The following is a 13,065-nucleotide window of genomic DNA, read 5'->3' as shown; positions in this document are numbered from 1 at the left end:
TTTACGGTATCTACAAGAAATACCGATAGTTTTTTGAAGCCTGCCTTATACTCATCGGATTCTTTTTGAGTGGAATGTTGAGTGTAGATTTGAACATCAAATTTAAATCAGCTGAACAAATGAAAGTCAAAAAGAATAAGTAACACCTTCCGAATTCAAGTTTTGAAAACTAGATTCACTCAAACGTATATAATTATGAAGAAGTTTATTTTACACACATTAATAATTGTACTGACGTTTCTTAACGTTTCGCTTGCGCAGGATATTAATCTATCCGTTAATTTTCCCAAGACCTATACGGACGCGCCGTGCTTGTACTGTACCCCTCCGGGTTATACGGTTGTCGCCGGTGGGCCGGTTTCGGTTTCCAATGTTGATAAAGTGGGTGGGTATTTGTTCAAACCGTGGATAAATTCATTTTTGCCGCCTCCGTCATTCAGTAAAGCGGTCGGTAAAAATAATGCAGGGGTTTTTCTAACACTGGATAATACCAATAAAGTAAAAGCCGAAGTAAGCGGATTCGAGATTGGGGCTAATTATACATTACATTATTATGTTATGACAGCCCGCGCGGATATAAATGTGAGTCCTGGATATCCTCCTACCGACTATGCAACTTCTGCTAATATTGAGGTTAAAACAGTAAATGGTAGCGGCATAACTAGTAAAACAACGACTTTCGTGCCGGGTAGTAATGTTGAAAAATGGATTGAAGAAACATTAACTTTCACTGCACCTTCAACAAGCCTCGTGTTCTATTTATCCGGTGCGTCAAATGCTCAGCAAACCTCGCTTATTAATTTTGATATCGACTCCAAGCCTTTCGATTGTGTTATCCCGGGCGGTCAGGTCGCACTTTTCCACGGAGGCAATATCCTAAGCACGCCATTTCCTTGCGAGACTACCAATTTGTATAATCTTATTACGAGCAGTACTCCTGCCGCACCAGCGGGTGTAGTTCCAGTCTGGGGTGTAAACCCAAATAGTTCCTACACGCAATTGACGGAGGAAGAAGCCAAGACGGCAACTGCCAAGGCAGCGGGAAAATATTACTATGCTTTTTACAAGTCGCCAGGAGGTTGCTATAATACTCCAATCTCAACGGCCAAAGCTACTTTTCCGCTAACACCTGCCCAAGTATCACTCACTGGCAATCAGAAGCTGATAGACTGTATAACCCAAATGGGTGTAGACCTCACTGCTCAGGTGGCCTCCACGAATTATAAGGTACACTGGTTTAAAAATGATCAGCACCAAGGGCTCCCGATTGACAATCCCCAAGCTGCGCCGGTAGGCATCTACTATGCGTTCTACTTCGACTCGAAAAATAAATGCTATTCGGTTGACAAAGCTAATACTAGCGCAATGTTTTCAGTCGGTGGTTCAACAATGTGTTGCAACGATCCAAACGATCCTTCCAATGAGGTTCCTCTATTACAAACAGATGTTAAGATAATTGCCCCAGCTCAAACGTATGACCTTACTCAACTCGTTCCGTCTAATATTTCCCTGCCCCCCAACGTGGTGTTGGAATGGTATACTACGGCAAATCACACGGGTTCTCCAATTGCCGATCCAACACACGTTGGAGCAGGGAAATATTATGTCTTCGGTCACGATACTCAGAATGGTTGTTTTAATACTCAGTTGTCTAAGTCGTCCGTTAACGTTTCAAAGGCTTGTAATGCAGGCTCCACTCCTGTTGCTTTGAAACAAACACTTAGTTTTTATTGCGAGGTAGGTGAGCCCCCTCTGAATCTAAATGATTTCGTGGTCGGTGCTCCGCCAGCGGGGTTGAGCGTGGTTTGGTATACAAATGACCAGCACACTGGGAATCCAATTCCAACACCAACACAAATTGACTACCTGCCCCAATGCTTCGCATTTTTTTATGACAATGCCAATCAATGCTTCTCACCTCCGCAAGTGCTTCAATTGCAAAGTAAGCAAGTACCGACAACTTGCCCTTATGAGGACGGATGTCAATTATCAACTTGCGTTTCGGGAAGTGTGAACCTAAATGCCGTGCATTCTGGCCCAATACCGAATGGCTGGGAGCTTAGATGGTATAGTAATCGCAAACATACCGGACAGCAGGTAGCAACCCCAAACAGTGTAACAGAGCCAGGTGACTACTATCCATTTTATTACAACACCAGCAAGCAATGTTACAACAAGTCAGGGGTGCAAGTTGATGGGGATGATGACTTCGCGAACAAGAAGATTACGGTTAGCAACCAGGCTTGTGCAGGTCCGCAATTAGATGTTCGGGTGGTTCTTCAAGGAGCACGATTAACAACTTTGGGAGAGGATATTATGCATAATAATTTGCAAACATATTATGGCTTCAACTCTGGCTTGCTTCCTACTGTGAGCCCATATGGTGACGGTACAACAAGTCCCACCATAAACAATACAGGCATCATGAGCAACGTGGTAGACTGGGTAAAGGTAGAAATCAGAGACGCTGTCGATCCTTCTATTTTACTTGAATCCAAAAGCCTGATTCTCTTTGCAAGTGGCAGCATCGGCAACGTTGATGGAACGTCCCAGCCTACCTTTGCAAGTCAGTCGAAGCCCGTCAGGATCGTTATTAAGCATCGGAACCACCTTTCAATCATGAGTAATCCGATTCAAGATTTTAGCTCAGGAGTTGTCAGCTATGATTTTACTAATGCGTTGTCCCAAGCTTCTAATGACTTCGGTAGCCCAGATCAAATGGTTCAAAAGAATGGTATATGGTGTATGCGGGTAGGAGATCTAAATTTAAGTCAAGATTTCAGTGTGAATGGCGTGGATGGGACCTACTTCAATGTTCAGTTCAAAAGTGATATTTATGATGTCTACGATCGCGCTGATCTGAATATGAATGGATTCGTTGATGGTGTTGATGGGTCGCTCTTCAATATAAATTTTTACCTGGATATTTATTCTACTCTGATTAATTACTAAAACACTTGCACTATGATTAGGACTTCTAAAAAATGCGTTGCACTTCTGTCTGTGATTCTGGGATTGACCCAATTTGTAAAGGCGCAAACGACGATTCAGATAGTTTATGAGAACGGAAAGCTCAGTGCCGATTCGACAAGTTATACTTTTGATGTCAGGGCAATTAGAGGGATGAACTATGATGTTGCCAATGCCGATAGCAGTAATTGGCAATATATGAATCTGCGATCTAATATTCAGGTTCCGGTGGGCGTCACGATCCTTGCGAACACAAGTTATGTGCCTAATCAAACCTATTCAAGCGGTGGAGGAATTTCTAACAACCCGCCGGGTCCACTCCCAAATGATGGTGGAAACTGGGCAAAATTCAGTGTAAATCTGACGAGAACCATTCAGAACGACATTCCTCCCGGCAACGGAGCGATATTGGGAACCGGCACTCTAAATTTTTCTGGGAAAGTTTTACCCTCTAATCAGATTACGATAAGGCCTTACAACGGAAGCAATTTTAATGCCTTTTGGACGAATTTGGAGATAGACTTAGCTATGAAAAGAATTGTGGGAACGGCAAACCTTGCCCTTCCAGTCAAACTCGTAGACTTCTCCGCTGCCCGTGAAGGTAACACAGCAACCCTCGCATGGTCCACATCCGAAGAATCCAATAGCGACTACTTCGAAGTGCAGCGTAGCGGAGATGCCAAAGCTTGGGAAAAATTGAAGTCGGTGGTGGCCAAGGGTGAAAGTACAGTGGAGGCTCACTATTCCGCTGTCGACGAAAGCCCGATGGGTGGAAAGAATTTATACCGCCTGAAAATGGTCGACAAGGATGGAACGTTTGCTTTCAGCACTATCAAGAATGTAGAGTTTGACTTGAAAATGGGCTATACTTTGTTCCCCAATCCAGTAAGCGAAAAGCTGAGTTTTAAATCGACGGAGGATTGGAATAACATTACAAGCATCAAGATATACAATGCACAGGGGGTTGAAGTATATACATCACCGTCAGTGCCGGCGAAGGAGGTCAACGTGAAGCATCTACCCTCCGGAACCTATGTAGTGAAACTGTCCAAGCGTAGAGGACAGTCTAATAGTTACAAGGTGATTATTGCCAGGTAACATTAGGGACAGTGCAATGGTCCAGGTTGGCGCTGAGCGTCTTACGGTTTAGCTCACTTTGGGACGCCACGCCATCGCTGGATTCTTTCGAATCACTTAACCATTTCATTGATGACAACCAGAACTCTCAAAATCACTTTTATTTCGATTATCGCCGGTGCTTGCGGGAATGATAAGGAATGCGTTCCCCCGCCGTTAGCCGATCAAATTGTTGGTAGCTGGAATGCGGAGCTCACTTCTCTTCACACTGGTCCGCAGGAAATTACATTTGAAAGTGATGGGAATTTTAAAGAGAGTAAAGGTTTGTTGTTCGGTACGTATCTAAAATCAGAAGACCATTGGAAAATTCAAAATGATTCACTGGTCGTCGAAGGAAAGTTTTCAAATGGAACGCAAGCGAAGTATGAATTTTCAATAGCTAGCCGTACCTGCAATGAAATAGTTCTTGATTTGGAAGAGGATAAATTAACACTAACTAAAAGATAAATCGAAGAGAAAATATGAAAAAGATATTATTAATAGGTTTGGTTGTCACAGCAGTCACTTCGATTATTGCCGTGAATTTATATTCGTCGAGACCCAAATCTATTTATTAAGAACCTCTCCAATGCGATTGTAATTTGATACTACCCTTGTTCAATTTTAATTACAATAATCATGAAGCGATTGATGCAGCGTTGGTTTGGGCTAGTTTACCTGATAGTATTGCGAAATAAGATTAAGTACTACTAGTAATCAGGTCGGTCTAGGAAAATTTAGTGTGTGTTAGTGTATATTCCGAGCGCCGCATTGAGTGCTCGGAATTTTTTGTATTTGTGATATTGTTGTTTACACATTCGTTATGGTTGGTTTTAATTTACAACCATTCAAATTCTTTTGAATATTTTAGAACAATTACCGCCAGTGGAGGTAATGTTAGCGGTACAGAATGCGGATGGCCGTGTTTTGGAATAGGATAGCTTTCGATTTCTTCCAGGCTGATTACGTCCGCACCGCCATAGCGCAGGTTGTCGCTATTGAAAACTTCTTCGTAGTAGCCAGGCTTCCCAACACCGATCCGGTAGTTTTCTCTTACCACGGGGGTAAAGTTGGCAATGAATAGCAGTTGGTCGGATGGCGATGTGCCCTTTCGGGTCCAGGCCAGTACACTATTGGTAGCATCCTGGTGATCGATCCATTCGAAGCCTTCGCCGGAGAAGTTTCTTTCGTATAATGCCGGCTCGGTCTGGTAAAAATTGTTGAGGTCTTTGACTAACCTTTGAATGCCTTCGTGCAAAGGATGTTTGTTTTCATTCCAATCCAGGCTGTAATCGTGGCGCCACTCATGGTTTTGCCCGAACTCGCCGCCCATAAACAGCAACTTCGCGCCCGGATGCCCGTACATATACGCGTACAACAGGCGCAGGTTTGCAAACTGCTGCCATTCATCCCCAGGCATTTTTCGAAGTAATGAACGTTTTCCATGTACCACCTCGTCGTGCGAAAGTGGTAACACAAAGCGCTCCGAGAATGCGTAATGCGTGCTGAATGCTATTTGTCCCTGGTGATAGGAACGGTAAACGGCGTCTTTTTGGAAATAGGAGAGCGAATCATGCATCCAGCCCATCATCCATTTAAGATCAAACCCGAGCCCTCCACTGCTGATAGGGTGCGTAACACCAGGCCAGGCGGTGGATTCTTCGGCGATGGTGAGCACATCCGGGAAGGATTGATGCACGGCTGCATTAAATTCCCTCAGAAAATCGATGGCTTCCAGGTTCTCGCGGCCGCCGTAGCGGTTTGGAATCCATTCGCCTTCCTTACGTGAATAGTCGAGGTAGAGCATCGAGGCAACGGCGTCGACGCGCAGGCCGTCGATATGGAATTTATCGAGCCAGTAAAGCGCATTGGAAATGAGGAAGCTTTTAACCTCGTGACGTCCGTAGTTGAAAATAGCGCTTTTCCAGTCGGGGTGAAAGCCCTGGCGCGGATCGGAATGCTCGTAAAGGTGCGAACCGTCAAAATAGCCCAGCCCGTGCTCGTCGGTTGGGAAATGGGAAGGTACCCAGTCGAGGATCACGCCGATACCGGCTTCGTGGAGCGCATTGATCAGGAACATAAAATCCTGAGGCGTTCCATAGCGACTGGTCGGTGCGAAGTAGCCGGTAACCTGGTAACCCCACGAGCCATAAAACGGATGCTCCATTACGGGCAGGAATTCCACATGCGTGAAACCCATAAACAGGCAATATTCGGGAAGTTCCTGCGCCAGCTCGCGATAGGTCATCCATCGGCCTTCCTCTTCGTGAATCCGTCGCCACGAGCCGAGATGTAATTCGTAAATCGAAACAGGCCCGTTCAATGCAGGCGTCTTCCGTTTTTCAAGCCATGACTGGTCGTTCCATTCAAATTCGAGATCCCAAACTACCGACGCAGTACGTGGAGGCGTTTCCCAGTAAACGGCATAAGGGTCACCTTTTTCAACCTCATAACCATTTTGGGAGCGTATAAAATATTTGTAAAGCTCCCCACGGCCGACATTTGGAATAGCTCCCTCCCAAATACCCGAGCCGTCCTCGCGCGGCGAGAACGGGTGTGCGTCGCGGTCCCAGCCGTTGAAGTTGCCGACCACGGAAACTGCCGTCGCATTCGGTGCCCAAACCGCGAAATGCGTTACCGGTATGCCCGCATCCTCGCGGACATGCGCGCCGAGTTTGTTATAAATATGATAATGCTTACCGGATCGGAATAGATCGACATCGTAGCCGGTAAGCAACGGTTGCTTCTCCTGTTGTTGCGTCATAATCCAATTTTTAAACTGTCACACCAGCCTCCGTCTTGTCCAGAATGGCCCGGATGCCCCGCAGCGGCACCATTACCCACGACGGTCGGTTGTTGACTTCATAGTTGAGCTCGTAAATGGCCTTTTGAAGCAGGAATGTCCTTAAAAGTATTTCCAGATCGCCTTTCTGATGCGGAATGATTGGGCTGTCGCCGACGGTTTCCAGGTATGCTTTCATGAAAAAGCCGCTCATGTAGTGGTACCATTGTTCCACAAACGGGAGCAATTTGCTCACATCCTCGGGCCTGATCTGGTTGTCGAGGTATAGGCTTCCGTGGGCGGCGTAGTGGAATGAGCGCAGCATCCCTGCGACGTCGCGCAATGCCGACCGCTTTAATCGCCGTTCGCTGTAACTCCGCGCGGGTTCACCTTCAAAATCGAGCAATACAAAGTCCTTGCCTGTAAAAAGTACCTGCCCGAGATGGTAATCGCCGTGGATACGGATTTTTGCGGTGTCGATTTTATGGCTGTACACCTTTTTGAGTTCGGCCAGTATTTCTTCCCGCAACTGCATTACCTGTTCGGCCGACTGCCGGGTATCCGGATCCAGTTTCTTAATATTCCGGTTCAAACTTTGAAATGCCACACGCACCAGCGATTGCAGCGACGAGTACACCGAGCGTTGGTAATGCAGCGAAAATTCTTCCGGTTTGAAATCCGGATTATCCCGCTCGCCCGACAGCGCAAGGTGCATTTCGGCCGTGCGCACACCCAGCAGCCTCGCTTGCTCGGCTACATGCACGTCCAGCAATTCTTTCATCATCTCCGGAATTTCTTCATAGGCAACGGGCTCAGTAAGCGTTCCGCGAAGTTCGGTTGGAAGCTCGATGCCGGTTGTAGACAGCACTTTTTCATTGAAACTATCCAGCCTGTCGAGCATATTGGCCCAGGCGTCGGTGGCATTGCTCACCATTTCCTGCATCATTCCAAGCACCATCGAATCCTTTTTATATTTCCATTCAATGGCCCCGATGAAGGCCGGGATGTTCTTGAACTTGGCCTTGTTGGTAAGGTATTGCGTAATTTCGACATCGGGATTGATAGCCCGGTCGACCTTGCGGTAGAGCTTGAAAAAATATTTGCCGTCGTAGGTAATGGACGTGTTGCTCTGCTCTCCCGAAAGCACCCGTGGCTTAATGCGGTCGGTTTCCCGCACATGCTGGGCAAGATGCCGATGACCTGAAAAATGGATCTGACTTTCTTTCGCATGCACACGCTCATTGCCGGCCATGTTCTGGATCAATGCCTGTTGCAGTTCCAGACCGTAAATGCCGTCGAATAGCACGCCTTCTTCCTCGCCTTTGATCTGAATACGGGCCAGCACGGCCTGTGGACAGTTTTCCCGGACATTAAATGCGAAAGGCTCCTTGCCGAACGCTACCGGAAGCTGGTACATCTCAGGCAGATCGTTCCGGTAGGACGTTTCCAGCAGAAGCAAAAAGCACGGCGGGTTGTCGCCGAGCGGAATGGCGGCGTGCGACACAATATGTACGCGGTCCAAACCCTTCCCTTTTCCGCCAAACCATCTCATTTTCATGAGGTAGGGAGGCAAAATCTGATTTTCAAGCCTTTCAAGGACAGCCGGTTCGAGCAAATCTTTCCATTTGTCGAGTTTAACCAATGGTAATTCTTCATTCTCATCGATTTCCGGATGCGTTTTTTCCATTAAAAAGCATTGGCATCCATACGCTTCCAATGTGAAGAAATAGGGGGTGTTGTCCTTTACACCGGGGAATTTGTTTTTACTATATATTTCTACCGGTTGAAAACCCTTGTACTGATCCAGGTCGAGCTCCACAGGTTGCGGGAATCTTGAAAGGTTGGCGATTACCAACATCGTTTCGTTTTCGTAAGTGCGGGTAAATGCAAGCACTTTCGCATTCTCGTGGTTGAGAAATTTGATATCACCGCGGCTGAATGCCTTATACTTTTTGCGGGTGCTGATAGCCCGCCGCATCCACCAAAGCAGCGACGACGAGTTTCGCGATTGTAACTCCACATTCACCGACTCGTAATGGTATTGCGGATCGAGGATCAGCGGCAGGTACAGGCGCTGAGGATTGGCCTGCGAAAATCCGGCATTCCGGTCGGGGCTCCATTGCATGGGTGTGCGCACGCCATCGCGGTCGCCGAGGTAGAAATTATCCCCCATCCCGATTTCGTCGCCATAATAAATAATGGGCGTGCCGGGGAATGTAAACAGCAGGCTGTTCAGTAACTCGATCTTCTTCCGGTTGTTTTCCATCAATGGCGCAAGCCGGTGCCGGATACCGAGGTTAATGCGTGCCTTCGGATCTTTGACATACACCTTATACATATAATCGCGCTCCTCGTCGGTCACCATTTCGAGCGTCAGTTCATCGTGGTTGCGGAGGAAAATCCCCCATTGACAATTGTCCGGGATAGCCGGCGTCTGGTCGAAAATATCGGTAAGCGGGTAGCGGTCTTCCATTTGCAGCGACATAAACATCCGAGGCATGATCGGGAAATGGTAGTTCATCTGGCACTCATCACCATCACCGAAATAGGCGGCCGAATCCTCGGGCCACATATTCGCTTCGGCAAGCAGCAATGTGCCCGGATAGCGATCATCGACGTATTTCCGGAGTTTTTTCAAATAGGCGTGTGTCTCCGGAAGGTTCTCGCAATTGGTGCCATCCCTTTCAAAAAGATAAGGCACAGCGTCGAGCCGGAAGCCGTCGACGCCCATTTTACACCAGAAATTGATGATTTTGAAAATTTCCTCCTGCACATCCAGGCTATCATAATTCAGATCAGGCTGGTGATGGAAGAAGCGGTGCCAATAGTATTGCTCGGCCTCATTGTCCCAGGTCCAGTTGGATTTTTCATAGTCCTGAAAAATAATGCGGGCATCTTTGAACTGCTTCGGATCGTCTGTCCACACGTAAAAATTACGGTAAGCCGAGCCTTTCGGCGCGCGCCGCGCCCTTTGGAACCACGGGTGCTGGTCGGAAGTATGGTTGATCACCAGCTCAGTAATGACCTTCAATCCCCGCTTGTGCGCCTCGCGCAGGAAGGTTTTGAACTCGTGAATATCCCCGTAGGACGGGTTGATCGTATAGTAATCGGCAATGTCATAACCATCGTCGCGGAGGGGCGAAGGGTAGAAGGGAAGCAGCCAGATGGCCGTAACGCCCAGATCTTGCAGGTAATCGAGCTGTTCCAGCAAGCCTTTGAAATCGCCTATGCCGTCGCAGTTACCGTCCTTGAAGGCTTTGATGTGTAGTTCATAAATGATTGCATCTTTATACCAATGCAGATTTTTCTCGGGCATTCCTTTCCTGTATTCCATATGCTCTCTCAATTCAATCGTTCAACTTTAAGAATGTGTGCCGGCATTTCGAAGGGATTTATCTGGATGTAGTTGTATTCCCCCCTCCATTTGTACTTTTCCCCGCTCAGCATATCGCGGATGAGGTACGGCTGATCGTGCCCGATACCGAACTGGTGCAGCGGCACCTTAATGTGTGCGCCCTGCGTGTGGTAATGGTCCAGGTTGACGGCTATGATCAACGATTCGCCGCCGTCCGGCGCTAACTTGGTGTAGCTGATCACCCGTTCATTATTGGTTTCATTGAAGTCGATATTCCAGGTCGATTGCAATGCGGTGTAGGCCTTTCGAATGCGGTTCACGCGGGTAATGATCTCACGCGTGCGGCTGTAACGGTCCCAGTCCCAATGCTTGATTTCGTACTTCTCGTTGTCGGTGTACTCTTCCTTTCCGGGATGCGGCGTATTGATACCGTATTCATACACAGGTCCATACAATCCATAGTTAGATGAAAGTGTCGCGGCAAGAATGAACCGGATAATGTGCATATTCTCGCCACCTTCCACGAGATGGTGCGGCAGAATGTCCGGCGTATTCGGCCAGAAATTGGGGCGGAAATAGTATTGCTGGTCGGTCTTGGTGAGTTCATAAAGGTATTGTTCCAGTTCCCACTTGCTGTTACGCCAGGTAAAATAGGTGTATGACTGGTTGAACCCGATTTTCGCGAGTCGCTCCATAACGCGCGGGCGGGTGAATGCCTCTGCGAGGAAGATCACCTGCGGGTTCACCTTTCGTACTTCGGCTATCATCCATTCCCAGAACAGAAATGCCTTGGTATGGGGGTTGTCGATCCGGAACACATTGACGCCGTGGCCGATCCAGAAATCGATGACGCTTTTAAGTTCGTTCCAGAGATTCTGCCAGTCTTGTGTTTCAAAATCGAATGGAAGAATATCTTCATACTTTTTGGGCGGATTTTCGGCGTACTGCACCGTGCCGTCGGGACGCCACTTGAACCATTGCGGATGTTCCTTTACATACGGGTGGTCGGGCGCGCATTGGTACGCGATGTCCATGGCTATTTCAATCCCAAGCTCTTTCGCCTGCGCAACGAGTTCTGTGAAATCCTCGATGGTACCCAGTTCGGGATGTACGGCTTTGTGGCCGCCTAGCCGGTTACCGATTGCCCAGGGAGATCCTGGGTCGGTGGAGGAGGGGACAAGCGAATTGTTTTTACCCTTCCGCTTCATTTCACCGATCGGGTGAATGGGCGGGAAGTAAAGGGTATCAAAGCCCATTTTGGCAACTTTCGGCAACAATCCGGCTACATCGCGGAAAGTGCCGTGCCGGCACGGAACCTCGGCCGCCGAACGTGGGAACAATTCATACCAGGAGCTGAAACCCGCCTTTTTGCGCTCTATTTCCAAACGGAATGTCTGGTCAAAAACGCTGATACGGTCGGTGTACCGGATCTTCGACATGGCTTCGGCCAACGCATCGCTGAGCGCGAGGTCGACAGCCTCCTGCGGACTGGCAGCATTTGCCAGCGCGGCGGTCCATGTTTCAAATGCGGGCCTATAATCCGCTGCGGCAAGTCCGGCAGCTTCTTTTAAAATATCGGCGCCGATCCGGAGCTCGACCGTTATATCCTGATTGGCATCGAATTTTTTGACCAGTCCCTTTTTCCAGGTCGTGAAATGATCAACCCAGCCTGTAAAGCGGTATTCATAAAAACCCTCTTTTTCGGGCGTCCAGGTGGCATGCCAATGGTCGTTGCCGGCGTGCGACATAGTCACTTCATACCAGCGCTGATCCGTCGCGTGGCGGTATATCACACTGGCCGCGACGGCGTCGTGACCGTCGGCAACGATGTCCGCCGAGAATGTGATGCTTTCCCCAATCGCCCGTCTGGCGGGAAACCTGCCTTCTTCTACCTGTGGCCTGACGTTGCTGATCACCACTCGCTTTCTGCCGTCCAGCGTGCTCATTGTCAATCGGTTTTTAGTTGTTGTATGATGAATGTCCCGAAAGACAATCAAAATCGTGCCAACCGGATTGCGGTAAAATGAGGTAAGCCCAGGTTAAAAGGCGTCGCAGCGAAATCGGGATTTTAACTTGGGAGTAAAAAAACTATTCAGTAACTTTTACATTCAGTAGCCCACTTCCATCAGATTTCACCAGTCAACGATGGCCGTCCAACGGGCCGGATAATCAGGCAGTGACCGTTCGCCTAATAACGATAGCACTGCCCGGCATTTGTGACCAGATTTGTACTAAAAATCGCGACCGGGCGAAAGTATTGTGTCATATTTGCCGACTAATCGGTTAGATTTTAAACCTTTGTAGCTTATTTGCGACAACTACTTCTACAAAAGGAATATGTGTAGAGGCAGGACGAATCTGATTAGCGTGGGTTGTTAGTGTGAAATTCAGTACCGTTCTCTTAACTAAAATGGAATTTATTATCGTAGACGACAGTGTGTTCGACCAGTTTACCCAGGAAAAACTGCTCTTAAAAAGCGGTTTGACTGATACGGTAAGGACGTTCAGTTCGGCGCAACAGGCGATAGATCACCTCCGTGAACAGGATGTGAATATGCCTGAGACGGTGATCCTGCTCGACCTCCAGATGCCTGGGCTCAACGGTTTCGAATTCACCGAACAGTATGGACTACTGCCGATAGCGCTCCGAAAGCGTATTCGGCTGTTCATGATTTCGTCTACCGTCGACCTTTCCGACATCGAGCAAGCAGAGGCAAACCCCTACATTATCCAACTTCTCTCGAAACCCCTTGAAATACCCCTGCTGAGAGAGCTCCTCAAATCATAATTTCCCGCCCTTTGACCGGTTGCTGGCATAATATTTAACGGGCTGACGGTACAC

At 48.0% G+C, this 13,065-nt stretch carries 7 protein-coding genes; 4 read left to right on the top strand and 3 right to left on the bottom strand.

All coding sequences use genetic code 11. The features are described from left to right. Positions 1-195: 195 nt before the first annotated feature. The 3 genes from BLQ88_RS03500 to BLQ88_RS03490 all read left to right on the top strand — a co-directional run bounded on the left by BLQ88_RS03500 (position 196) and on the right by BLQ88_RS03490 (position 4,554). Entirely contained in the window at positions 196-2,952 is a 2,757-nt protein-coding gene (locus BLQ88_RS03500) for a hypothetical protein (protein ID WP_090146767.1), read from the top strand. A gap of 12 nt (positions 2,953-2,964) precedes the next feature. Continuing rightward, on the top strand, positions 2,965-4,068 hold the full coding sequence (locus tag BLQ88_RS03495) for a T9SS type A sorting domain-containing protein (RefSeq protein WP_090146765.1): 1,104 nt from the start codon (positions 2,965-2,967) through the stop codon (positions 4,066-4,068). A 111-nt stretch (positions 4,069-4,179) separates the two neighbouring features. Further along, the gene (locus BLQ88_RS03490) at positions 4,180-4,554 is read left to right on the top strand and encodes a hypothetical protein (protein ID WP_090146763.1); all 375 of its coding nucleotides are present in this window, start codon (positions 4,180-4,182) and stop codon (positions 4,552-4,554) included. A 370-nt stretch (positions 4,555-4,924) separates the two neighbouring features. On the opposite strand, the gene glgB is transcribed toward BLQ88_RS03490, so the two are convergent. Genes glgB through BLQ88_RS03475 form a run of 3 tightly spaced genes read right to left on the bottom strand, consistent with a single transcriptional unit; the run spans position 4,925 to position 12,169 of the window. Further along, positions 4,925-6,850 (bottom strand): 1,4-alpha-glucan branching protein GlgB, encoded by a 1,926-nt coding sequence (gene glgB, locus BLQ88_RS03485; protein ID WP_090146762.1) that lies wholly within the window; start codon positions 6,848-6,850, stop codon positions 4,925-4,927. A gap of 10 nt (positions 6,851-6,860) precedes the next feature. Continuing rightward, positions 6,861-10,202, bottom strand: coding sequence for a maltose alpha-D-glucosyltransferase (gene treS, locus BLQ88_RS03480; protein ID WP_090146760.1), 3,342 nt, complete (start codon positions 10,200-10,202; stop codon positions 6,861-6,863). An 8-nt stretch (positions 10,203-10,210) separates the two neighbouring features. Beyond that, positions 10,211-12,169 (bottom strand): alpha-1,4-glucan--maltose-1-phosphate maltosyltransferase, encoded by a 1,959-nt coding sequence (locus BLQ88_RS03475; protein ID WP_090146758.1) that lies wholly within the window; start codon positions 12,167-12,169, stop codon positions 10,211-10,213. A 464-nt stretch (positions 12,170-12,633) separates the two neighbouring features. On the opposite strand from BLQ88_RS03475, the gene BLQ88_RS03470 reads away from it, so the two are divergent. Then, a complete protein-coding gene (locus BLQ88_RS03470; protein ID WP_090146756.1) occupies positions 12,634-13,011 on the top strand; it encodes a response regulator in 378 nt (125 codons plus the stop codon). Positions 13,012-13,065 lie beyond the last annotated feature (54 nt).

The organism is Dyadobacter soli, assembly GCF_900101885.1.
Lineage (GTDB): Bacteria > Bacteroidota > Bacteroidia > Cytophagales > Spirosomataceae > Dyadobacter > Dyadobacter soli.
This window is presented reverse-complemented; position numbering and strand designations above follow the sequence as displayed.